The 24,648-nt window shown below is 59.7% G+C and carries 19 protein-coding genes and 1 tRNA gene; 8 read left to right on the top strand and 12 right to left on the bottom strand.

Annotated features, from left to right (window positions below; translation table 11 throughout):
• Positions 1-163: 163 nt before the first annotated feature.
• The 3 genes from H3V08_RS07590 to manA all read right to left on the bottom strand — a co-directional run bounded on the left by H3V08_RS07590 (position 164) and on the right by manA (position 3,636).
• Positions 164-745, bottom strand: coding sequence for a C40 family peptidase (locus tag H3V08_RS07590; RefSeq protein WP_273387940.1), 582 nt, complete (start codon positions 743-745; stop codon positions 164-166).
• A gap of 292 nt (positions 746-1,037) precedes the next feature.
• Positions 1,038-1,940, bottom strand: a complete 903-nt coding sequence (locus H3V08_RS04840; RefSeq protein ID WP_045921487.1) for a CHAP domain-containing protein — start codon at positions 1,938-1,940, stop codon at positions 1,038-1,040.
• A 292-nt stretch (positions 1,941-2,232) separates the two neighbouring features.
• Positions 2,233-3,636, bottom strand: coding sequence for a mannose-6-phosphate isomerase, class I (manA, locus tag H3V08_RS04845; RefSeq protein WP_198181783.1), 1,404 nt, complete (start codon positions 3,634-3,636; stop codon positions 2,233-2,235).
• Between the two features lie 157 nt (positions 3,637-3,793).
• On the opposite strand from manA, the gene H3V08_RS04850 reads away from it, so the two are divergent.
• A complete protein-coding gene (locus H3V08_RS04850; protein WP_033490566.1) occupies positions 3,794-4,048 on the top strand; it encodes a hypothetical protein in 255 nt (84 codons plus the stop codon).
• Here H3V08_RS04850 and H3V08_RS04855 read toward each other — a convergent pair.
• Positions 4,014-5,303, bottom strand: coding sequence for a sensor histidine kinase (locus H3V08_RS04855; protein ID WP_232340141.1), 1,290 nt, complete (start codon positions 5,301-5,303; stop codon positions 4,014-4,016). The two genes, H3V08_RS04850 and H3V08_RS04855, sit on opposite strands and share 35 nt — an antisense overlap.
• A gap of 200 nt (positions 5,304-5,503) precedes the next feature.
• Here H3V08_RS04855 and phoU point away from each other — a divergent pair, with 200 nt between their 5' ends.
• Entirely contained in the window at positions 5,504-6,181 is a 678-nt protein-coding gene (gene phoU / locus H3V08_RS04860; protein ID WP_033497683.1) for a phosphate signaling complex protein PhoU, read from the top strand.
• A gap of 161 nt (positions 6,182-6,342) precedes the next feature.
• Here the strand turns inward: phoU and H3V08_RS04865 are convergent, their stop codons facing one another.
• Genes H3V08_RS04865 through H3V08_RS04875 form a run of 3 tightly spaced genes read right to left on the bottom strand, consistent with a single transcriptional unit; the run spans position 6,343 to position 9,448 of the window.
• On the bottom strand, positions 6,343-7,227 hold the full coding sequence (locus H3V08_RS04865) for a carbohydrate ABC transporter permease (RefSeq protein WP_442859356.1): 885 nt from the start codon (positions 7,225-7,227) through the stop codon (positions 6,343-6,345).
• Between the two features lie 23 nt (positions 7,228-7,250).
• On the bottom strand, positions 7,251-8,159 hold the full coding sequence (locus tag H3V08_RS04870) for a carbohydrate ABC transporter permease (RefSeq protein ID WP_082066382.1): 909 nt from the start codon (positions 8,157-8,159) through the stop codon (positions 7,251-7,253).
• A 14-nt stretch (positions 8,160-8,173) separates the two neighbouring features.
• A complete protein-coding gene (locus H3V08_RS04875; RefSeq protein WP_198181785.1) occupies positions 8,174-9,448 on the bottom strand; it encodes an ABC transporter substrate-binding protein in 1,275 nt (424 codons plus the stop codon).
• Between the two features lie 344 nt (positions 9,449-9,792).
• On the opposite strand from H3V08_RS04875, the gene H3V08_RS04880 reads away from it, so the two are divergent.
• On the top strand, positions 9,793-10,806 hold the full coding sequence (locus H3V08_RS04880; protein ID WP_198181786.1) for a LacI family DNA-binding transcriptional regulator: 1,014 nt from the start codon (positions 9,793-9,795) through the stop codon (positions 10,804-10,806).
• Positions 10,807-10,975: 169 nt separating this feature from the next.
• Positions 10,976-13,240, top strand: a complete 2,265-nt coding sequence (locus tag H3V08_RS04885) for a hypothetical protein (protein WP_198181787.1) — start codon at positions 10,976-10,978, stop codon at positions 13,238-13,240.
• Positions 13,241-13,368: 128 nt separating this feature from the next.
• Here H3V08_RS04885 and H3V08_RS04890 read toward each other — a convergent pair whose 3' ends face one another.
• The 3 genes from H3V08_RS04890 to lysS form a co-directional block, all read right to left on the bottom strand.
• Positions 13,369-14,109: a phosphoglyceromutase gene (locus tag H3V08_RS04890; protein ID WP_198181788.1), complete on the bottom strand. Its 741-nt coding sequence runs from the start codon at positions 14,107-14,109 to the stop codon at positions 13,369-13,371.
• 310 nt (positions 14,110-14,419) lie between these two features.
• On the bottom strand, positions 14,420-15,403 hold the full coding sequence (menA, locus tag H3V08_RS04895) for a 1,4-dihydroxy-2-naphthoate octaprenyltransferase (protein WP_198181789.1): 984 nt from the start codon (positions 15,401-15,403) through the stop codon (positions 14,420-14,422).
• Between the two features lie 72 nt (positions 15,404-15,475).
• Entirely contained in the window at positions 15,476-17,134 is a 1,659-nt protein-coding gene (gene lysS / locus H3V08_RS04900; protein ID WP_198181790.1) for a lysine--tRNA ligase, read from the bottom strand.
• Positions 17,135-17,242: 108 nt separating this feature from the next.
• Between lysS and H3V08_RS04905 the strand changes: the two genes are divergently transcribed.
• The 4 genes from H3V08_RS04905 to H3V08_RS04920 all read left to right on the top strand — a co-directional run bounded on the left by H3V08_RS04905 (position 17,243) and on the right by H3V08_RS04920 (position 22,006).
• A tRNA-Pro gene (locus H3V08_RS04905) sits at positions 17,243-17,316 on the top strand.
• Positions 17,317-17,568: 252 nt separating this feature from the next.
• Positions 17,569-19,638: a DUF4037 domain-containing protein gene (locus tag H3V08_RS04910; RefSeq protein WP_198181791.1), complete on the top strand. Its 2,070-nt coding sequence runs from the start codon at positions 17,569-17,571 to the stop codon at positions 19,636-19,638.
• A 49-nt stretch (positions 19,639-19,687) separates the two neighbouring features.
• Entirely contained in the window at positions 19,688-20,332 is a 645-nt protein-coding gene (locus H3V08_RS04915; protein ID WP_198181792.1) for a DUF4125 family protein, read from the top strand.
• A 57-nt stretch (positions 20,333-20,389) separates the two neighbouring features.
• A complete protein-coding gene (locus H3V08_RS04920) occupies positions 20,390-22,006 on the top strand; it encodes an alpha/beta hydrolase family protein (protein WP_198181793.1) in 1,617 nt (538 codons plus the stop codon).
• Here the strand turns inward: H3V08_RS04920 and H3V08_RS04925 are convergent.
• Complete coding sequence (locus H3V08_RS04925; RefSeq protein ID WP_198181794.1) at positions 21,996-22,682, bottom strand: Yip1 family protein; 687 nt, start codon at positions 22,680-22,682, stop codon at positions 21,996-21,998. The genes H3V08_RS04920 and H3V08_RS04925 overlap by 11 nt on opposite strands.
• A complete protein-coding gene (locus H3V08_RS04930) occupies positions 22,675-24,582 on the bottom strand; it encodes a PspC domain-containing protein (protein ID WP_198181795.1) in 1,908 nt (635 codons plus the stop codon). Before H3V08_RS04930 ends, H3V08_RS04925 begins: the two co-directional genes overlap by 8 nt.
• Positions 24,583-24,648: the final 66 nt, after the last annotated feature.

The raw sequence follows: 24,648 nt of genomic DNA on the forward strand, positions 1-24,648 counted from the left end.
CCTTCCATGACCTGCGTCTGCCGCGACAGGGATTCCAGCACTCATGCCAACTGCCGCAAACGACCCGCAGAAACCTGACCTGCACACAAAAAGCGCCCCCAAAAGGGGGCGCTTGGCAAGTCCTATTCCAGTCGGCCTTTTTACTTAAACAACCTCGGTAACGTCAGACCAGTCTCCTGTATTCGAAAGACCGGTAGGGAGCCTGTACCTTGACGGTCTGGCCTGGAGCGGGGGCATGAATCATGTATCCGTTACCCACATAGATGGCCACGTGCCCGGGAGCAACCATCAGGTCACCTGGGGCAGGAGTGCTGACCGGCGTGCCGAATCCGGCCTGAGCATCGGCATTGTGCGGAAGCGCGATTCCGAAGTGGGCAAAAACGTACTTGGTGAATCCTGAGCAGTCGAATCCGCTCGGGGTCTCACCACCAAAGACATAAGGGACACCCTGGAACTGCATGGCGTAGCTAACGACATCCTGACCGGTCCCGGTCACCGGGGCATCATCAACGGCAACCTGCTGAGTAGCCCGCTGACTGGAGCGGCTGGCAACTCCAGACTGACTCCTTGTCTGGGCGTTCTGAGCGGCCTGGGCAGCCTGAGCAGCGCGGGCCGCCTGACGGGCCTCGGCATCCTTTTCCGCCTGGGACTTGGTCACAGGAACATCCAGGGATTCAATGCCACCCCAGTTGGAGTCCTTTTCGACCGTAGTCGAAATCGACTCATCAAGAAGGTTTGCCTTCACCCTGTTATGAGGTGTGAAAGATCGTGACGAGGCAACAACAGAATCCGCACTACCAGCGGCATTAGCCACAGCAGGGATACCTGCAAGTAAGGAACCGCACAGGGCGGCTGTCACAAGACGAGTCACTTTTTTGTGTAAGTTATTCATCAATTACAATCCTAACACAACAACTGATGACTGTTCAATGCTCAGGTGCATCCGATACGGAATTGGCGAACGCACCGAGGTGGCGGGAAGCCCGGCACAGTGATGAACTCCCGAACATACCGCCCGGGAATTCAGGGGATTGCACTCAGTAGTGGATGTACTGCAGCGCGTGAACATTGGTCAGGGTGCGGGAATAGGTCTTGCCGTTCATGACGGCACCGCACTCCGAAGTAACTATCGAACCATCGGGGTTGATCTTCTCGACGATTGCCACATGACCATAGGTCATGTCGGACCCTTCCTGACCCGGCTGGAAGACAATCACATCGCCGACATTGCGGGGGGTGTTGTCGACCCAGTACCCCAGCGCCCTGGCCGAATTAGCCCAGTTCATGCCATTGCCCAGGTGGGAACCGACAGGCAGGCCTAGCTGATGACGGCGAACATAGGCCCACCACGTGCACTGGCTGAACTCGTAAGCGTTGCCTCTCTCACCAGTGGCATGGTTGGGGTTGAACCCCTCGGGAATCGCGTCCCGGTTCTCGTCCATCAGGTTGGCGACAACCGGATTCTCAGCCAAAGACTTGGACATCTGGCTAGCATCAAGATCACTATCACCGAGCTGCCAGGAACCCTCATTCGTTTGGGACTCGGTCGGAAGACTCTGACGGGTCTCCGAACGGGAAACGGTGGTGCTGCCATAGACGGTCGAATCCAGGGACCCGGCCGGAGTGGCCAGATAGCTCCCGGTACTGCTGGCCATGGGGGAAACCGCATCATTCCTGTTCTGCGAGAAAGTCAGAGAAGAAGCTGCGGCACCGACCAGAACGGTCAGGGCCGAACCGGTCACAAGGTGTGCGCGACGTGCCTCGGCCTTGGCGGCCAGGCGAATGGAGCGACGTGTAGGAGGGGCCACCTCATTAAGTTTCGCAACCAGGGCATCATCGGCATCCATGCCATCCTGCTGGGTGGAGCTCGAAGGAGGGGACACTAATCTGCCTATACGTGCGCCTTTCCTGGCCGGAGCCCTGTGCGCAGCATGCTTCATATATCAATCACTCCTATTGCGTTCCAACACGACTATCGTGTCGTACCACTCTAAAACTTCACAGGTGAACACCTTAAACCAAACCACTACGTTCGACAACTGTGATCGGTTGTCCATACTGGCGTACTCAACCCACTCCCTGTACGCCACCCAACTTGAGCAACCGCAAGTTCATAAGGATTATACGGCCTGGCGAAAAGTTGGTCAATCGTGACCCTGGACACTTGATTGCGGCGTGTTTATCCGGGCGTGTCGGCCTCTCAATCCACCGAAAGCGAACTGGCGCCGCCACTCAGACAGGGGTCGCGGCCAGGAGGAAGGAGCCGTTCTCCGGCGCCGTTCCAGACTCCTGGGCGGTAGGTTCCGGCATGGTGATGACAACCCGCCCGTCCTCTGACGGGATGAAGACGGCCTGACCCTGCTTCAAGGTAACGGAGCTGTACTCGGTCGAACACTGAATCGCCCCCTCGGTACAGAGGAGGATGCGAGGACCCTTGCGGGGAATCATGAGCCGGCGCGGCCCCAGCTTCTCGATCAGGTCACCGTACCGCTGGTTCAGTCTTGCCATCAGGGGCCAGGCCGCCTCACCTGCCGACACATTCCCATATACCAGCATGTACTCGCTGATCTTGGGCTTGTAGGTCACCATGTTGTGCATGATCAGGGTGGCGATCATGGAGCTGGACGGGTCGATAGGGGCGTTGGGCTGGCAATCCAGACTGCGCAACAGGTTGGGGATGTCGCGGTGCTTGGGGGTCATGCCGGCACGGAGCACGTTGTCGGAGTTGGTCATGATCTCAGCCGCCGTACCGTGAATATATGCATGAGGGGTGCCCGCAGGAATATAAACGGACTCACCCTCCTCCAGACAGACCGGGTTGAGCATCAACAGACACAGGACCGACGGGTCTCCCGGGAAGGCTTGTGCGGCCTGGAGAGCGTTGTCCATGACGGCATGGGCCTTACGCCCCTTGACCTTCTGGCTGGCCGACTCAAGCGCGGCACCAAGCGCGGCGGATGACTCCTCCGGAGCCGTGATGGCGGTATGGAAGGCCCGAAAGACTCGTCGCCTGGAGTCCGGCCATATCAGCGAGGAGACGGGCATCATGGCATCGGCCTGGGCGAACTGGGCCGGGGGAACCCCCATGTGGAAGGTCCGCGCAGTCAGGGCCTCTGCCATCAATCGGGCCAGCGGGTGGTCGACCGCGCGCAAGAGGGTCAGCTGGAAAGCCACCGGCGAGAAACCTACAGAGGCCGTGAAGGGCTCCAACGCCACCACCATCTCGTTCTTGGCCAGGGTGTCTTTGAAAGAACGGTCAGGCGCCTCCCGGGGTATGCCGGCGGCGTTCTCCCGGTTGAATCCTGCCCGGGCTTCGAAATCCAAGGGGTGAACCTGGAGGGATAGGGGTATCCGGGCGGATATTACCTTGAAGAGGTAGGGCAGGGTCGGGCCGAAGAGCCGCGAATCCTGCTCGCCCAGCATGGTCATGGGATCGCGCCGGATGGCATCGGTCAGGGGAACCGTGTCCCCACCGGAAAGAGTCAGGGCCGACGGGGATTCAGCGTGGCCACTGAACCACATCTCTGCCAGGGGTTCGGAGCTGCCGCCACCCTCCTGACCAAGGTGGAACATCTGCTGCAGTCGGTCATAGGACCCCCAGGCGTAATGCTTCTCCACGGCTCGGATCGGAAACACACAAGCCCCTTTCTGAAGAAGTCATTGCACAGATCGGGCACAAAGCCCCCGCCAATCACGTCATGATATGACAGGACTCGGTTTCGGAGCAAGATTGACAAAGACGCGGGTGTTACCTACATGGCCCGATGTCGAGAAATCGGATACAGTGGTAGCCATGAAGCTTGCCCCAATTTTCGACCCGGATGTACGCAGACCCTCCCCCAAGCCGGTCCAGGTCGACCTGCGCAAGATCTTCCTTTTCGGAACAGTGGTGTGGACCCTGGTCCTGGCCGTCATGGCAGTCCTCAAACTGATCGGATTCGAAACCACGAAGCCGTTGATTGTCTGCCTTTCCGGTGTGGGAGTCGGCATACTCCTGATTGTCTGGGAGCATTTCAATCGTTGGGATTATCGCCGGTTGGCCGAGTAACGTCCTCTTCGTCGCCTTCTCCGGCCAGGGGCAGGATCAGGCTGAAGGTACTCCCCTGTCCTGGCGCACTCCATAGCGTCACGGAGCCATGATGGGTCAGGGCTACATGCTTGACGATGGACAATCCCAGCCCGATACCGATGGCTGTCTGCTTATTCTGATTGTCGGCACGATAGAACCGCTCGAATATCCGGCCCTGGTCGGCCTTGTCTATGCCCCTGCCGCGGTCGATGACCCTGATGACCGCGAAGCGCCCGTCCTTGGACGGCTGCGCCACCAGGGAGACCGTCGAGCCCTCCGGTGAATAGGAGATGGCGTTTTCGACCAGTTTGGCCAGGGCCACCCTGATCTGCTGCCCGTCGCCATGGATGGTCAGGGGTCTGTCACACCGCCACTGCAACCTGACATCGGCCAGGTCCGCGCTATCCCGCTCATCGCGAACCACTTCCTCGATTTCCCCGGCCACATCCAGGGTGTTCTCCTTGCTGGGTTTGATTCGCTCCTGAGCACGAATCAGGAGGAGCAGGTCCTTGAGTACGTGCCCCAGGTAGGCGCTGTACCGCTGCACGGAGGAGGCATCCTTTGAGACGCTGCGCAGGTGGCTACGGAGGAGGTCGGGGTCGTCACCCTCCAGGTCTGAGGTGGTCTTGAGCTGTGCGGCCAGCTCCTCCAGGGCCTGGACCGGCTTGAGCAACTGCCGCGAGACATTGGTCATGAAGGCATCCCTGGTCCGCGCGAACCTGACCGACTCACTCACATCGTCAATGAGGACCACGACCAGGGAGTCGTTTACTCGTCCCAGGGTGACCTTGAGCCAGTTGGTCCTGGACACGGCCCGGGCGCGGACGATGTCTTCTTCATCCCCATCTTCCGGCAACCCCTCATCCGACGCACCGGTACCCTGAGGATTCTTATCATCCTGGTCCGTTCCGATCGAGGCCACGGTATCGACGGCGAATTCCGTAGGTGTCCTTGTCGTCAGCGACAGGCTCCGACGCCCACCGGACCGGCGAACCTGCGCGATTGCGTCAAGGATTCGCTGGTCGCATATCTCGTCGTTCCCGACGATGCCGAGTCTGTAGGCATCAGGACTGGATCTGACCACCTCGTCGTCCCCATCGACCACCACAGTGGCTGCCGGAATCAGGGAAAGCAGGGCCTCGGTCGAATCGTCCAGGTCCTCTTCTTCCTCCTGATCGTCATCCTCCCCATGGTCTCCCAGGAAGCTGCACAGACGTGCCATGATCGATGCCATATGCCGACTCCCTCCGGTCTCTCCGCACCGACGGTGGACGTCGTGCCGTGGACCGATTGCCATTGATCGTTTCGGCACCATTCTCGCATACCCGATTCCGATTCAGCACACCCACCCGCCGCTTGCTCCGGACTTTTCCTTGCCGCCCCGGTCGCATAGACTGGGACCATACCGTTGACCAAGGCCGAAAGGGAACAGACATGCGAGTGATCTTCAACGAGGAACTGGGGCTGGTTGCCGACGACCTCGACCGTATGGCTCTGAGTGTCCGCGATGCCATCAAGAAGGCCGGTCGTTCCATGCTGAAGTGCGACGTCGAGACCGCCCAGGAAGTCATCGACGGTGATGCCGACATCGACCGCCTCCACGCCAGTATCATCGACCAGTGCATCAGGCTACTGGCCAAGCAGAGTCCTGTGGCCACCGACTTGCGTGTAGTGGTCTCCACTCTGAGTCTTTCGGCGACCTTCGAGCGCATGGGTGACCTGGCACGGCATATCGCCGAGACCGCCCGCCGGTCCTACCCCGACCCCACCCTGCCCGAAGAGGTTGTCCCCCTCTTCCAACAGATGCAGGAGTTCCTGGACGTCCTGGCCGACCGCCTGGTCGATATGCTCTCCGACAGGGACACGACCATTGCCGAGCGGATCATCATCAACGACGACAAAATGGACAAACTCCACCAAAAGACGTTTGAATATGCGCTTTCCGACGATTGGAGGGGGTCCAGGCAACAGTTGATCGATATGGTCCTGGTGGCCCGCTTCATGGAGCGCCTTGGCGACCACGGCGTCTCGGCCGCCCGCCGCGTGGTCTACATCGTATCGGGATTCGATCCGTCAAAGGACCCCAGGGACCTGGACACCGACCTGGACTGACCCCTCCCCCGCATCTGGCGTGGCCGACATTGGAAGGGGCCGCCTTTCCATACGCTCCCTGAGCGGAGTAAAACGGCAATCGATGCATGAATCAGAGCTGTCCGGCACCCTGGTGTCGGACAGCTCTGATGATAAGGAGGACGACCGGTCAAACCATCCGTCTACTTGACGGAGCCGCGAACCACACCGGAGATGACCCACCGCTGGGAGAAGATATAGACAAGCAGCAGTGGCGCCATGGCCATCAGATAGGAAGCAAATGCCACGGTGTAGTTGGTGTTGTACTGACCCTGGAAGACGTACTGGGCCAGCGGCAGGGTCCTTGCGCTGGGGTCCGTCAGCACCACCAAGGGCATGATGAAGTCGTTCCATGCCCAGACACAGGTCAGGATGCCCACCGTAGCGTTCATCGGCATCAGGAGGGGGAAAATGATCTGCCTGAAGACCCGCCAGGTAGAGGCGCCATCAACCCGGGCGGCCTCCTCCAGCTCCATGGGAATGGAGTGCAGATAGGTCGTGTAGAGGAAGATGTTCATCGAGAACCCATACAGGGTATAGAGCACAATCAGACCGGCCTGATTGTCCAACCCGAGCAGACCCGTCTCTTTCACGACCGGCAACATGACGATCGGGAAGGGGATGAACATGGCTGCCAGGAAGTAGTAGTAGACGATCTTGAAGAACGGCCTGTGCATGTTTCTTGCCAGGGCATAGGCCAATACGGAACTGGTCAGCAGGGTCAGAACCACCGAGCAAACCGTTATCAGTGCCGTGTTCAGCAGGGCGCTGGGGAAGTTGGTCCGCTCCCAGGCCTCGGCGAAATTGCTCCAGTGCACCGGGTTCGGCCACTCGAAGCCGGTTCCCTGGGCCAACTGCTCAGGGCTCTTCAGGGCAATGGCAACAGCGAAATAAAGCGGCACCAGAACGGTCAGGGAGCAGACGGCAACCAGGGCCGTCAACCACCAATTGACACCGTGGAGGCGCCTGCCGAAGCTTCTTCCGGTATGAGGCGACGCATCGCCCGACTGTGCCGGGGCTGGGTTCATAACTTGACTGGCGGTCATGGCTCTTAATCCTCCTTCGGATTAAGGTAACGGAGCTGGATGAAGGAGAGGGCCGTGATAATAAGGAAGAGAATCGCGGCATCGGCGGACTGGTAGGCGAATTCCCCTCCCGTGAACCCTCCCTGGTATATCTGCAAAGTCACGGACTCGGTGGCCATGCCAGGCCCTCCATCGGTCAGGGCGACTATCTGGTCGAAGGCCTGCATGAAGTTCTTGATGTTGAGCACCACGTTGATGGTCACGTACCCCATGATCAGGGGCAGGGTGATGGACTTGAAGGCCTTGAACCCCGTGGCCCCATCAAGCGAAGCGGCCTCATACAGGTCCTCGGGTATGGTCTGCAGACCCGCCAGATAGATGATGATGGCGAAAGCACAGGCCTGCCAGACCGTCACGATGACGATGGGAATCCAGGCCCAGTGCTCGTTGGTCAGGATGTTGTCCCTGAGCAGGGGAATCGAAGAGAATATCCTCGGCACCGACTTGGAGAAGAAGAACTGGAAGACATAGCCGATGATGAGCATGGACAGGACGTAGGGTATGAAGAATATCCCCCTGAAGAAGTTCCTGGCCTTGATTTTGGCATTCAAGGCCAGGGCGACCGCCAGGGAAATGACATTGGTCAGTATCGTGGCCACCAAGGAGAAGAATATGGTGAACAGGTAGGAGTGCAGAACCCTGTCGTCCCCGAAGAGGTTGATGTAGTTCGAGAACCCTACCATGTGCCACTTGCCGTAGCCGGCATAGTTCGTGAAGCTGAAGAAGATGCCGGCCAGCATGGGGATGGTGTGGAAGATGGCGAACAGAATGACAAAGGGCCAGACCATCCAATAATAGGTTGCCTCCGCCAGTTTGCGGCGCTTGCGCCTCATCGTACCCCCGCCCACTGCGGGTCGAGCCTGTGTCATAGTCATGGGATTGCCTCCGCTCACTCGATGGTCCTGGCCGCGACCTTGCCCCACTCCTTGTCGAGTGTGGACAGGGCCGAATCAAGGTCGCCATCCAGCATGGCCTTGTTCAGAATGGGGTTGTAACTGATGCTTGAGGGTATCTGATGATCCGCATACCCCTTGATCCTGCCGGAATCGATCCAGTACTGCGCCGGTTTCAGGGTAGGGACCTCATCGACCGGAATGGACGAGAGGGAGGGGATGAGCTGCTGGGACTTGACGAATCTGCGCTGCACCTCATCGGAGAAGAGATAGTCGATGAAGGCCATTGATTCCTTCTCATGCTTGGGATCGGCCCCCATGGTGATGGCCACATCCCCTCCCGAGACCAGGATGGCATCCCTGGCATCGTCCGTCGGATAGGGGAAAAAGCCTATATGTATCTTGGGGTTGATCTGCGTGACCGGGGCCATGGACCAGTTCCCGGCCAGGAGCATGGCCCCCTCACCCCTGGCGAAGGCCGAGTTGCCGTCCTCGTATGTCATGGTTCTGACATCCTTGGTCGAGTGCTGGTATATCCAATGGAGTCGTTCCATCAGAGGCTTGAAGTTCTTTTCGAAGGAGACGGGGGAATCCGGTCCCACGCTCCTGCCCTCGTCACGCATCTTGTCCCAGAACCCGTCATTGTCGTAATACGGCGCCAGGCCGTCGAAGGGCGTGGAAACACGGTTGGGGTCGCCAAGGGTACCGATGAAGGGAGCCACTCCGTTGGCCTCCAGCACGGTCACGGCATTCTCAAGGTCTTTCCAGGTGCGCGGTTCCTCAATGCCGTACCGTTTGAAAATATCGATGTTGTAGGTGATGCCACAGACGTTGCCCGCGTATGGAAGCATATTGGTCTGCCCACCGTCGCGCCCCAGCCCGTTAATCACAGTCTGCATGGCCGGCCGTACCCGCGGGGCGATCGACGTCTTGCTGAAATCATAGAAGACTCCGGCCTTGGCCATCTTGCCCATGCTTCCGTTTGGGTTCAGAGCTATGACATCGGGGGTGCGGTCCTTGACCAGGAGGGCCCTCAGAGCCGTATCTGCGGATGAGACCTGATTCTGCACCACCTTGATATTCGGGTGCGACTTCTCGAAATCCGCGATGATTCTGGAGTAGTCCTCCACTGCTTCCGGCTTGGTCTGGAAAAAGCTCAGGGTTGTCACTTCGCCCCCTCCCGAGCCGGCACACGCAGACAGGGGTGCCAGAACCACCACGGCTAGCCCCACGGTAATGGCACGCATCAGCTTGTTCTCTTTTATCTTCATTGACAGTTCTCCTCTGCCCGTCCGAACCGGCCTGGATTGATGACGAAGTTCGACTTGCGATTGCAACCCATCGGGATGGTGAACACCTGAACCGCCATTGGCACCCCGATTGTTGATGTAAACGTTAGCACCCACTTCTGCGATTGGCAACCTCATCAGAGCCTTATAAGGTTGTCACGATGAAATGGCGTAAAATCAGCGCTCTATTAACACTCGCGCCACCGGGAAAGAGATGAGCGCTGACTAAAAACCAGGCATCCTATGTATACGTATCCACTCACATAGCTCGCCATGATAGTATTCCCTTGGTATTGCAAGCCTGAGCGGGGGAATGGAGGGGCATCGTGGGAGCATCCATACAGGACGTGGCCGAACGGGCCGGGGTCTCCATAGCCACAGTCTCCCGGACCTTCACCCTCCCCGACAAGGTGCTTCCGGAAACCAGGAAGAAGGTCCTCGAAGCCGCCCGGGAACTTGACTACACCATATCCAGATCCGCATCGGCCCTGAAATCGGGGAAGTCATCCCGAATCGCTTTCTTGACAGGCGGGGAGTTGGACTCCTGGTACGACTCCCACGTCCTGGCGGGACTGAACTCCATCCTCCATGACGAGGGGTACGACATACCCCTCTATGCCGTATCCGATGTTCAGGAGCGTCACGCCTTCTTCTCCGACATGTCCATCAAACGCAACGCTGATGCCGTCATGGTCGTGTCCTTCCAGATATCCCACACCGAAGCGGACAAACTGGCAACGACCGGCATCCCCCTATTGGGAATCAACACCGAGCCGATTCCGGAGTTCTCTGCAACGGTCGGCATTGACGAGACCAGCAGCATGGAACTGGTTGTCAACCACCTGTTCAACCAGGGACACCGCAGCATTGCCTACGTATGCCTGGACCCGGATACCGAGTCCTTCAAGTGGAACGGCCGTGCTCGACTCCAGGCTTTTCTTTCCTCCTGCTCCAAGCTCGGCGACCAGGTGGAACCTACAGTCATCCATGCGCCCAAGGACGAGACGCGGGCGGATTACGCCCTTTCCCAGCTGTCCAGGATGAATCGACCCCCCACGGCCGTAATCTGCATGAACGACGAATACGCCCTCCCACTCATATTCTGCATGCAGCGCTCAGGCTGGATGGTGCCCCGGGACATGTCGGTGGTCGGATTCGACGATTCGACCTATGCTCGCGAGATCGGGCTGACCACCATTCACCAGGACCCTTACGAAATGGGACGGTCAGCGGCCACCACCCTCCTTGGATTGCTCGCCGGTCAGGAGCCCTCCGAAAGCGTACGGATCCAACCCTCCTTCCTGGCGGTCCGTAGCACCACAGCACCCCCGAAACACTGACAGGCATCCGTCATGCCACCTCGACATTTGATTTTGCTGATGTATACGTTATCATTGGCTAAGGAAAGCAGGAATCCGCAATGAGGTGATTCCTGGAATCATGTGCCGGCCGAAGATCGATGCCCGGCGCGATACGGACTTTCCACACTCTTGCTGGAAGGAGCAATTGATGCCGGTTCCAACCCCGGAAACTCAGGAAGCCACTGCCGATACCTCCCTGATGGGATACGACCGGAAAGGGGCTGCACGTAACAGGACCAGCCTCTTCGCCGCAGCCGGTCTCGAATGGCCCGACGGTATGGTCATGGAGTGCGATCTGGGCAGGTTCACCGACTACCCCTTCAGTGTGGATGTGTCCAACAACCGCCTCCTGGCCGCCCTGGACAGGAACGGTCAGGTCAGAAGGACCGTTACCGCGGTCGGACTTGATGACGTACGAGGCAAAACCATTCCCGGTGTCTACGTATATAAGAAAATGGCATTCCGCCAGGGACACATGGGGTTGCAGGTCTCCTGCCATGGCCGCAGGAGCCAGTCCCCCGCACTCTCCTTCATTGATGACCTCATTCCAGTTTTCGACGCAAGCATCGACGGCCTTCACAGTCGGACCACGGTCTTCGTGCCGCAGCAGGGCGGGCGGCGGCCCCTGAGCCTGATCCAGCTGTGCAGGCTGACCAACAAGGGCAGTGGGCCGGTGGACGTGGACCTGTCCACCCTCACCTCCGTTCAAGGAAAGGAGGGAACGGCGCTCCTCCCCCTGTCGGTCAATCTCCTGCGCGACCAAACAAAGTACCAGGACCATATTGACCAAGATGCCTCAAAACCTGGCATATCCCCTCAAGAAACCGGAAAGATTCATCTGGAAGCAGGTGAAAGCCAGGACGTGGCCGCAGTTCTCGATTTCTCCGAAGACCGGAGGAATCTAACCACATATGCCAGCATCCAAGACTGCCGGAAGGCCCTTGAAGAGACCCTGGCCGCCCGACGCAACCACCTGGGCAGGCTGACCATTCCCGGGGATCCCTGGTACGGCGAACTGGTGACCCGCTCAGCCGAACTGGCCCGGCAGAGTCTCCTGCTCCTTGACGACGGTCGGGCCGCCGGCTCGTTCTGGGGCTCCAACGCCAATCCACTCCCTGATGTGTGGACGCGTGACTTCGGATATTGCGCCATGGGGCTGGTCGACAGCAATCCTGACCTGGCCAATCCGATGATCGAATTCCTGGCCCAATACGGCATACCAGAGCAGGCCTGGGAACGCGAGGCCAGAATGCACCCGGATGCCAGCGGATTCGAGCACTCTCTGGGCAACTCCTGTCTGGCCGTCGTCCTGGCCTCGATGCTGACGCACCGGTACGGAGCGAAGGCCCTCCATGTCAACCAAGTGGTGTTCTCCGATTACATACGCAGACTGGCCTCGGACCTGATCGCAAAACGACCGGAACCCGGACGCCTTTATGAGACTCTATACATCTCGGATGGACCCTCTCGCGGCGACTACCACACCGGATCCAACATACTGGCCTGGAAGGCAGCCAAAGCCATGGCCGAGGACTTCACCGACCTCCTGGACGAAGACCAGGCTGAGCAGTTGGACGACATAGCGGACCAACTTCGCCGGTCACTGCACGATGAGTGCGTCCAAACCATCGACGGCATGCCCATGTACGTGGAAGGGGCCAACGAGGATGGAACGATCATCGGCGTCCATGACGGGGAAGAGAGCGACCTGACCCTGGCATCGGTCTACGGGTTCGCCAGCCGCGACGACGAACGAATCCGCAATCACGCCATCTGGGCCCACAGCACCAGCGACCCCTACTACGCCCCAGTTACCGGCGGAATCGACTTCTGGGACTTCGATGACAGCAATGGAATCACCTATCCCGGTCACATCCATGGCCTCTGCCGAGCGAACACCCGGGAGGAGCTCAATCGGAGCCTGCTCGAACTGCGCAAGACCACCGATCTGGACGGCTCATTCTGGTGGTGGCCCTTTGAACATGCCGAGCAGGACCCGACCCGAGTCAAGCGCGGTCTGGGCAAGTGCGGTTGGTGCGCTGGCGAATTCGTCAGCTTCTTTCTCCACGACATCATGGGCATCGAGCGCGACCAGGATACCCGCAGCATCAAGGTGGCCCCCTATACGCCATGGAGGAGCTTCACCTGGGAGGGGTTGGCCTTCTGCGGGGGCACAATCGACTTCGGACAGGATGGGAACACCCTCCATTTCACCAACCGGACCAACGAAACCCTCCATGTCAGTCTTCAGATCGCCATGCAACCAAACACCATGCTGGAAGATGTGACACTGAATGGCGAGAGCAGACGATACCAGGCCAGCGTGCTCCACCTGCATGACGGGTCCGCCGTCAGAGTCGAGGAGGAAGTCACCCCCGGGACAAGCATCAACCTGCAGATCAAGACCAGATAATCAATCACTGGGCGTCGGGAAGACACCAGACTCGCCCGGTATATAAAAGGTGGTGCCCCCTCATTGAGGGGGCACCACCTTTTATGTGGACTGGTGATACCAGGCCGGACTGAATTACCGACTCAGAATCACTTCTGGCCCTGGGCGGCGACGGCAGCGGCACCGGCGGCGGCCGCCTCCGGATCCAGGTACTCGCCACGGGGCTTGATGGGCTTGAAGTTCTCATCCAGCTCGTAGAGCAGGGGGATGGCCGTGGGGATATTCACCTTGGCGATCTCTTCCTCGGTCAGGTTGTCGAGCATCTTGACGATGGCCCGCAACGAGTTGCCATGGGCGGCAATCATGACGGTTTTGCCGGTCTTGAGCTCGGGAACGATATCGCTCTCCCAATACGGGGTGACGCGCGTGACCACGTTGGCCAGGGCCTCTGCGCGAGGCACGGGATCGCCCGCGTAACGGGCATCATGCGACTGGGAGTACTTGTCATCCGGGTCGATCTCGGGCGGAGGGGTGGCATAGGAGCGACGCCAGAGCATGAACTTCTCATCGCCGTACTCTTCGCGAATCTCGCTCTTGTCCTTACCCTGCAGGGCTCCGTAATGACGCTCGTTCAGCCTCCAGTCACGCTTGACGGGAATCCAGAGACGGTCCGCCTCATCCAGGGCAATGTTGGCGGTGTTGATGGCGCGACGCAGGAGGGAGGTGAAGACGATATCAGGCAGAACACCCTTGTCCTTGAGGAGCTTGCCGCCCTTCTTGGCTTCAGCCTCACCCTGCTCGGTCAGCGGGACATCCACCCAGCCGGTGAACTGATTGGTTTTGTTCCATGCGCTCTGGCCATGCCGGAGCAGTACTAGTTTGTAAGTCATATACAAGAGTCTAAGACTTGAGTGGGACTCCCGACCAGGTTTATCTCAACCTGTTCCCCATCCTGAAACAAGCGGAGGGGATTACCGAGGTTCTCCCGAGTACACGGCCATATCGTGGGAGAATGAGACACCTCATCAGAAGGCCTATCGGCCGGGCGATATCCCGAAATCGCCCGGCCCCAGTTGGTTGAGTGTCGCCGCAGTCGATCATCCAAATCAGTGCGGCGCCAACAAGACGGGCGGAGCACTGCAACGCAACCTGTCACAGAGCTACCGACGGTTCAAAGACCTGATACTCATCGGCTGAGAGTCACACCAGTTCCAGAAGAAGCCCGACAGTCCAGCACAGCGCCGACACCAAGGTTCCCTTACCTGCCAGCACAGAGGCCTTGGACTGATGCCCCTTGGCGAACTTCATGCAGATGAGCAGGAGGAAGGCCGCGATGGGGATAACAATGATGACAGCCGGAACGGAGACCGTGCCGAAAGTCCAGGAAATCGTGGCGAACTGGACCAGGGAAATCAGAATACTGATTGCATAGACCAGGTAGAGGGAAATACGGGCCATCTTCTTCCCCACCAGGACCGCATATGTGTGCTTGCCGGCCTCACGGTCAGAATCGATGTCGCGATAGTTGTTGACCATGAGCAGGCCCACGGAGTTCAGACCACAGACACAGGCGGCCAGGATTCCGGTCAGGTCCACCGATCCGATGATGAAGTACTCGGTACCCAGGGTTGCCACCAGCCCGAAGAAAATGAAGACACTGAGCTCACCCAGGCCATGGTATCCGTATGGGTGCTTGCCACCGACATAGAACCATCCGGCAGCCAGACAGCAGATGCCCACGAGAATCATCCACCAGTGACCGGTGATGGCCATGACGGCCAGACCCATGGCACAGGTAATTCCAGCAGCGATCAGGGTGGCTCGAAGGACCTTCCGGGGATCCACCCCCGCTGCGACCAGACGCTGGGGCTTCCCCGAAACCGCCTCGGCAGCCCCGCGATTCTCGTCGGTTCCGCGTATGCCATCGGAATAGTCATTGGAGAAGTTCGCGGCAATCTGCATGGACAGGGCCAGGAAAACAAGCAGGACGAAGACCACTGCAATCCTGCCGGGAGTGGCCTGCACCAGATTGGGATCGGGAGGGGTGGCCGAGCAGCTACTGCTGCACTGCTCCTGGAGGCGGGCCCGGACCACCAGGGCGGCGGCCGTGCCCACACAGACAGGCGCCACCGAGGCAGGAAGGGTCTTGGGCCTCATGCCGGTAATCCACAATCTCGTATTCATCACGACTCCTCATGCATTGGCGATTGCCGCCACCTTGTCCGTCTGCTTCCGCCGGTCGCGCCGGTGGGATGATCAAGCCAGGGGCTTGACCAGGGGGAAGGTGATGGTCTCCCGGATGGAGGCACCGGTCAGAGCAATCAGAAGCCGATCGATACCCATGCCCATACCCCCGGCCGGCGGCATACCGACACCCAGGGCCTCCAGGAAGTCCTCATCGATATCCATGGCCTCCACATCGCCCTGGCTTGCCATCTTGGCCTGCTCCACGAAGCGCTGGCGCTGGACCACCGGATCGTTCAGCTCGGAATATCCGGTCGCCAATTCGAACCCGCGCACGTAGAGGTCCCACTTCTCCACGACGCCCTTCTTGGTCCGGTGAGCCTTGACCAGGGGCGAAGTCTCGACAGGGAAGTCCCGCACGAAGGTGGGCTCGTAGAGTTTGTCCTGCCAGAAGTGCTCCCAGAGATGCTCGACCAGTTTGCCGTGGTTCTCGGCCGGCTCCTCCTCCAGACCCAGCTTGTCGGCGATGGCCCGCAGGTGATCCTTGCCCGTCTCCGGGGTGATCTCCTCACCCAGGGATTCGGACAGGGACTCGTACATGCTGATCTGCTTCCATTCGCCACCGAAGTCGTACTTCTGCCCGTCGAGCAGGGTGACCTCCATGGAACCGAAGGCGTCCTGGGCGGCGTTCTGTATCAGCTCCTTGGTCAGATCACCGATGGTGTCGTAGGTGCCATAGGCCTGATATGCCTCAAGCATGGTGAACTCCGGGGCGTGGGTGCCGTCAGCGCCCTCGTTGCGGAAATCACGGTTGATTTCGAAGACCCGCTCAATGCCTCCCACCAGGCAACGCTTGAGGAAGAGCTCAGGGGCGATGCGCAGGAAGAGATCGATATCGAAGGCGTTCATGTGGGTGGTGAAGGGTCGCGCCGCCGCTCCCCCATGGACGGTCTGCAGCATGGGGGTCTCCACCTCCATGAAGTCATGCCCGTCGAAGGTGCGACGCAGGGAGGAGACGGCCGCCGAACGGTGCCTGACCATATCGCGCGCCTTTTCATCGGCGATCATGGCCAGGTAGGGCTTGCGGGTACGCTGCTCTTCGGTCAGGTCCTTGTGGAGGGCCGGCATGGGCCGCAATGCCTTGGCGGCGATATCCCATTCGGTGGCGAAGACCGAGAGTTCACCGGTCTTGGAGGACACCACCCTGCCACGCAGGTACAGGTGGTCGCCCAGGTCGACCAGCTGCTTGAACCGCTTCAGGGAATCGGCACCTATCTCCCTCTTGGAGACCATGCCCTGGATACGGGTACCGTCGCCCGAGGAAAGCTGAACGAAACAGAGACCACCGCCGTTGCGGAGGAAGAGGACGCGCCCGGCGATGCCGACCACGTCCTCGGTCTCCTGGCCAGGTTCAAGCTTGCCATCATAACGGTCCCGAACCTGATTGATGGTCTCCGTCACATCAAGATGAACCGGATATGGCTCAAGGCCATCCTTGAGCATCTGCGCACGCTTGGCCACACGGATCTGCACCTGCTCAGGATGCGCCTGGGGGCCGAATTCCTTGTTGCTGGAGTCTATGGCCTCTTCGGGGCTGGCTCCGGATTCAACCCGGGCAGCGATGGCATTGTCCTGATCCAGCAACATCTGGGCGCGCTGGATGGTATTCATAACCTCTTCGCCGGGCTCCTGGTCCTGTGGTCTTTCCGTGGTTTCGCTAGTCTCACTCATAACCCAACAGTGTACGCAAAAGCCGATACACGGCACCTATAGATGAGCCCCAATCGCCACGCCGAATGGTCTTGTACCACCCCACCGTGTAAAATCAAGGACTTGTCACGGGGTATAGCGCAGCTTGGTAGCGCGCTTCGTTCGGGACGAAGAGGCCGGGGGTTCAAATCCCCCTACCCCGACATGCACACGCAAGGGCAGACGGTTACCGTCTGCCCTTGCGTTTTATTTGCCCTAATGCGTCTATCCGTAATCGCAACCGGACGTTCCTCTGCACGTAATCACTTCCATCACCGATGCAGGCAAGACCACAGCAACGGTGTGACCAAATCAACGTCCGTTTCCCGCGTTCGTTCATGCTTGCGGATTTAGAATGGGAACACTGCTCTACGTACCGCCAGGTTCGCAGTGTCATCAAAGGCGAGGGAGGCCACATGGTCGACGACAGGCAGGCCGACAATCATCAGGGGGAAGACTCCGCGGCACATATGCAGACTGATGGGGAATTTGACAGCCAGGCGTTCCTGGACGGCCTGGATGCCATCTTCCAGGCAGGCAAGGCCAAGGACGACGCCGAACCTTACCTACAGCAGGCCCTGGTGGATGCCGAAAACGCCGGAGACGACGCAGGACTCCTGACCGTACTCAACGAGACCATGGGCTTCTATCGCTCCCAGGGACGGCACAAGGAGAACATGTGGATTATCCAGCGAGCCATTGAGTTGGCCACACGGATGCGAATCGAAGGCTCCGAGGCCTGGACCACCACATTGATCAATGCGGCCACAGGCCTGCGCGCTGCCAAGCAGTATGACCAGGCAGAGGACCTCTACCGGCAGGCCCTGGCCTCGGCAGCAAAAACCCTCAAACCCGATGATAGAAGGCTGGCAGCCCTGCACAACAACCTCTCCATGCTCTACAGCGAGACCGGGCGGTTCGACCAGGCCGAGCAGGAACTACGCCAGGCGATGACTATATTGGAGGACTCGAGCCCCGATCCCTCAGCAGACCTGGATCTGGCATCGACCAACACCAATTTGGCCCTCCTGCTCCTCCAGGAGGGTACGGACGGCAAGCACGAGGATAAACGCGAGGCAATCGTTCAGGATGCCACGGACCACGCCGCCAAAGCACTGGAAATCTACCGGCAAGGCCATCTGGAGGAGAGCGCCCACTACGCCTCGGCGCTGGCCGGATACGCCCAGGTCAGATTCTTTGCCGGCCGGTTCGACCAGGCGGTACAGGCCTATCGTCAATCCCTGGCAATCACCGAGTCCAGGTATGGCAAGGGCAGCGACTACTACACCATCACCAGCCAGAACCTCGACCAGGCCGAAGAGGCAGCCAAAGAGGCCGGACAGAATCCCGATGCCGTCGATGCCTCCCTACCCACCACCGCACATCCGTTGAAGGATGAAGGGAATACCGGCACCGACTACGATTCAGATACCGGACACAACCCGGATTCCCACAGGACTTCGGCCACACCTGACATCAGTGGGCTGGCCCTATCAAAGGCATACTGGGAGCAAATCGGCAAACCCATGATTCAAGAAAGGTACCCCCGGTATTTCAGTCGTATGGCGGTAGGACTGATGGGGCACGGGTCGGACTGTTACGGTTTTGACGATGCCGTCTCCAGGGACCATGATTTCGGACCAGGGTTCTGCATCTGGCTGACGGAGGAGGACTACCAGGCCATTGGAGAGGATCTGGAAGCCGACTACCTGGCCCTCCCCCAGGACTTCATGGGCTTCCATCCCCGTACCGACAGCGTCCGGGCCAAGGGGGCCAACAGGAGGGTCGGCGTTTTTGAAATCGGCGACTTCTTCGAATCCCTGACCGGGTACAGGCAGGCGCCTCCCGAGGATCATCCTCACGAGTGGCTCCTCCTGGACGAGCCGACCTTGGCCGCCGCCACGAACGGGAAGATCTTCGCCGACCCCCTGGGCAGGATGCTCTCAGTCCGGCAGGGTTTCAAGAACATGCCGGATGACGTGCGTTTCAGCCTCATATCGCGCCGCCTGGGCATGATATCCCAGGCGGGTCAGTACAACCTTCCCAGGTCCCTGGCACGTGGGGATGGGGCGGCGGCGATGCTCTCCATCAACGAATTCGTTCGGGCCACCGCCTCCCTGGTCTTCCTGGTCAACAACCCCCTGACCGTCGGTTACCTCCCCTACTACAAGTGGCAGTTCGCGGCCCTGCGTCGTCTCAGCAGACTCATGGCCGCCCGGCTGGGAGAGGTCACCCAGGAACTGGAGGACATTCTCAGGCTCGCCTCGGCCGCCTGCTACGGCGGAGCCGGATTCGGCGAGGGCGGCCAGGGGGCAGGCCCTGCCGCCAAGCAGGTACAGGAGAAGATAGAGGGCATCTGCGCTCGGATCGTCCATGAACTGCAGGCCGAGGGGCTCACGAACAGTCAGGAGACCTTCCTGGAATGGCAGCGCCCCTATATCGAGGCACATATCCATGGCACCGACCCGGTCCTGCACAGCATCTAAAGGACCCTCGAAGGGCAGCAAAACGGGGCGAATCCGGAAAGGACGTCGAATGACGAGCGAAGGCGACGAGCAAGACCAGCGGGACGACGAATCCCTGCGGGAGGATATCGTCAGGCACGAGTGGGCTCAGTTCCAAGGTGTCAACAACGAGGGCGGCCCCGCAAACTGCCAGGGGAACTGGCTGGTTTTCCACCAGATGAGACTGAGCCAGTTCATGACCTGGCCGGCCGACCTCCTATCCAGCTATGGTGACGACCTGAACCAGGCCGATGCCACGGGGCGCAACCTCCTGACCGAGAAGTACGGAAGGATGATGGAGTCCACGGTCCCCGACCAGTACCGGCGCGACATCGCCCCCTACCTGCCGAAACTGGGCATCGAGCGTCAGACCCGACAGGAGGCCATCATCGACCAGCAGGTGGCCTGGGCCAAGGAATTCCGCGAGCGCTACCCCAGACTTGGCAGGGAGATGAGGGTGCTCAGAACCAGCCAGGACACCCCTGATTCCACCTCGTTCGAAACCTACCTCCGAGGCGAGTTGAGCACCTATTCAGCCAGGACCCTGGGCCTGTATGAGCGGATGATTGCCGATATGGCATCCCAAGGGCGAAATCTGACGGCGGAGACAATCCTGTTCACAGTCAAGCAGAACGGGTTCAACAGCCTGGATGAGGCTGAGCGGGCGCAGTCCTAGGCAGGGCGAGACCTCCTCGCACCATGTATGGGTCAGGGACTCGCTAAAGTTGGTCCAGTGCGAATCGGAAAACGCTTGATGGTCCTGGCGGCCACATACATCATCATCCTGGTGGCCTTTGTCCAGCTGGGTTCGGCCATGAACACGAACTGGCAGGTGGAACGGTACCAAGACCATATCAAGGTCGACACCAGGAAGACGGCCATCGCCTCCACAAAAGGGCCGACAACCCCTGAAGGCACTTACAAGGTACGGGAGAGCCAGATCCAAATCGAGCTGGCTCCTGGACATGCCATCGATGCCATCGTGCGCCAACCCGTGGGAGCCCCCGGCCCCAGGCCGGCCTGCCTCTTCATCCACGGGGCAGGAACCGGCAAGGCTTCCGAGGTATACGGAGATCTTGCCTCAGCCATGGCCTCGGCAGGCATCACCACCCTGGTACCCGACAAGCGCCTGGACACGTATTCCACCCTGCACAGGAACTACGAGGCCATGTCGCGAGATTACGACAAGTCCTTCGAAAAGCTGAGGTCCTGGCCCGGAGTCAACCCGGCCATGGTCGGCATATACGCCGAATCCGAGGGCACATGGATTTCAAGCATCATGACCGCCCGCCGACATGACGTGGCCTACACCATCCTGACCTCCGCCCCCGTCTATCCGGGACGCCAGCAGATGCCCATGGCCGCAACCTCATATCTCGATCTGATCAAGGCCCCGTCGGGCATCAAGAAGGTCATACCGAAACTCCTGGGGATGGACTTCTCATCCCTGGGCCTCGAATATGCCGACTTTGCATCCCTCCCCTATCTTGACCACATCACCCAGCCGACCCTGGTCAACTACGGTACCGAGGATGTCTCCATGCCAGTGGAACAGGGGACCAGGGAAATCATGCGCCGCACCCGGAATGCCGGCAACCGGAACATGACCGTCCGGTATTACCCCACCAACCATCAAATCAGAACCGGATCGCGCCTGGCCAAGGATGGGCTCCCGCTGGAGTCCCATTACACGCACGACCTGGAGGATTGGATCAACGGGATTGCCGAGGGCACCGGTGCCGACCAGTGGGCAACGCCCATGATTGCCGGAAGCAGCCCCGATCAGCTCTTTGCCGCACCCCAGAAGACCAGCCCTGGGCTCCTGCGCTCACTGGACACACTCCTGATACTGATGGTGGGCGGACCTGTCCTCCTCCTGCTTGCGCTCCTGTCTTCCTGCGGGACAGCCCTGGCAGCCTGGGTCAGGAAGCGGAAATTGCAGCGCGACCCGGAAGAGGCTCGGGCCGGAACAACCGGATACGGTAGCGGGATTGCCGTCAGACTATGTGGTTTGGGTCTGGGGTCACTGGTCGTTATGGGGCTCCTGGTCTGGTATGCGCTGCGTGTTGTTCGCCACGCCCTGACCCTCGAACCTCTGTCGTCAGCATCCGTGGCAGGATGGACCGGGCTCAGATGCCTGGCCCTGGTCCTGAGCTTGGTCCTGGCCTCGCTGATTACACGGGCTGTAATCAGGGTTCCTTCAAACAATCAGGAGGAAGGGACTGAGGTGCCGCCCCATGTAATCCATCTGGCAGCAGGCTGGGAACACTGGCTCACCCTGGTCCTGACCGTGACCGGATCCATCATGATTCTCGCCACCCTGGCCTTCTGGGGGCTGTTCAGCTTCTGACCGTGGGCCCGGTATCTGACCGATTGACCGCCGAAGCGTCCTTCTCGCTCACCTGTGACGATTGATCCTCCTGGAATTCGGCTGTTCCTCGCAGATTCTTGGAATCTCGGTGCCGCCTGTACATTCCCGACATCCAGTACATGATGGCAATGACCACCAGGAGGCAGCCGATGACCGCAAAGAAAGCGGGGAAAATGACCGACCAGTTGAGGGCCTGTGTCATCTTCTGCCCGTAGTGGAGGTAAATCAGGCCCAGGATAAGGAAGACCAGGGCGAAGAGGGAAATGATGCATCCCAGAACGATGGTCGGGGTGCTTGCTCCGGTAGGCCGTATCGGTGCAGGCTCGGGCTGCCTGGGGGCCCGATACATGGGAGCGGAGTTGGGCTGGAAGGGTGCCTTCTGAGGACCTGACCCCGATGCCGGCGCCCCTGTCGTGTTCGTTTCATCCATACGTAACGTATCGGTATCCGACCCGCCCTTATCGGCAGCTTCAACGGGCGCATCGCTTCCAAGAGATGCCTTGGTATCCCTTGCGGCCTTGTTCGCCTCAACCGTATTCGTCACGGATGGGTCCGTACCCGTCGATTCCGTCTCAGCGGTTTCCACTCCGGTCGGCTTCACTTCCTCCATACCCATCTCACCCTTGTCCTTCTCGGAATCCGTCAGTTCACTCATCGTCCCCATCCTCCTCATCCGAGTACCAATCATCATCGTCGTCACGGTACCTGTTTCGGTGGTTGTCGTTCTCAACCACCTTCCTCTCGGGCAGGGTGGCGGTACCCCTTGTAGTGACCTCGAGGTGGCCTCCGATGTCCGGCCGAAGCATGATATTCAACTCCGGATTGTCCGGCCTGTGCTTGTCGTCGCCCTGATTGAAATTACTCCAATACCAAGGCACCAGGTTGTGCTCTTTCCTGTCCTGAATCTGCTGCTTCCACCAGTCCCCGTTCATCAGGAGACGTGGCTCGACATCGGGTCCGTAGTTGAGAAGGTCGTCGCCCGGATGTGCAAAGGAATACGTGCAACCCTGGGGCAGGATGACCTCAATATCGACGAATAGCGCAGCAAGACGGATTTCACCGGTCGGACAGCCTGAGGTCGAACTGTCCGAGTCGGTCATCTCGACCTGATGGGTGCCGTTGTTCTTTTCAAAGTCGGTCAGATCGATGATCGCCTTGCCCCGGTGGTCGACATCACCCTTCAGGAGAATTCCGGACCTGTACCTCTCCATCTCCTCTCTGGTCGATCCGATTGTTCTGCCACCCTCACCCACGCGGATCGTGCGGTAGGTATCGAGGTTGGAGCGAACGGCGTATTCCGTATTACCGACCCATATACTGATGCAACTCAAAACCAAAACAACCAGGGCCGAAATAATCGCAATCGGGGTCAGCCCTCCGGAACGCCGCCCGATGCATCCCAGAACGAGGATGGTGATTCCCAACACCAGGGTCACGGCAGCAGCCCAGACCAGCGCTATCCGCATGGTATCGGGAAGGCCGCGGTATGGATTGACGGCCACTATCCAGACAACTCCGCCAGAGACCAGTATCAGCCCCAGCATCAGGCTGACCAACCCCGGGCCTGCGGGCTTCCGACGCAGCCTGCGTACACGGGGCCGAGGCTCCGGCGACAGACCGGTATAGGCCGGAACCGGAGCGCTCGCAGAAGGGTAAGAAGCCGCGTGAACGCCTGGGGAGGCCGGTCCGCCACCGGCACTGGACCGATGCAGGTCAGGACCAACTCCGGTGGAATGGAGTTGCCCTGCGTCGGGGAAGGAATCGGGGGCCTGAGGTTGCGGTCCGCCCTGCCAACCGGGACCGCCGGAACCCAAGGCGTAGGGGCCAGGGTTCTGAATCCCCTGACCATGGGGGTTGGGCCCAGCAGGACCGTTGTTACCTATACCAGCCCCATAGGGGGCGGGACCACCGGTATTGGGACCATTGACACCTGGGGCACCCGCACCCGGGTTGTAGCCGCCGGAACCATTGCCACCATAACCGTAAGGACCTGCTCCGTATGGCCCCTGCGCACCACATGGCCCGGGAGCGTATGGGCCAGGACCTGCCGGGGAGGGACCGAGCGGTCCTGAGCCATACCCCGGGGCGGCATTTGGACCTCCGCCGGGGCCATCGTTGCCGGTAAAGTACCGCAAGGCCTCCTGTCTGCTCCATCTGATGAGGCAATACAGCAGGAGTCCCGCAATAAGGAAGGAAGCCACTCCGATTCCCAAGGCCCCTGCAGCCAAGAGCCAGCAGATGATGATGCCGACCATGGAACCCTGCCACCGCCCGTCACGTATATCCTCGGCGATGATGGCTCCGTAGCTGTCAGGGAATACGAACCAGGCGAACCCGTAGAAGGCTGCGCCAGCCCCGAACAGGAATACGCAGAGAATCATCACGGCTCTGACCAGGGCCACATTCCAGCCCATACGCCGGGCGATGGCACCACAGACCCCACCAATCCACCTGTCATCCGGACGCACCAGATAGGATTCCCGGCTCATCCGAAACAGCTTATCGCTCAGCCTTTCATCGGGCTGCCCGTTACGATTGTTTTGATATCCGCTCATACTTGTATTACAGCAGAAAGAAGTCTGCCCGGGCATAGGGAAACACCCTGATTCGACCCTGAAAAA

The sequence above is a fragment of the Bifidobacterium sp. M0307 genome, from assembly GCF_016100445.1.
In the GTDB taxonomy this organism is placed as follows: Bacteria; Actinomycetota; Actinomycetes; order Actinomycetales; family Bifidobacteriaceae; genus Bombiscardovia; species Bombiscardovia coryneformis.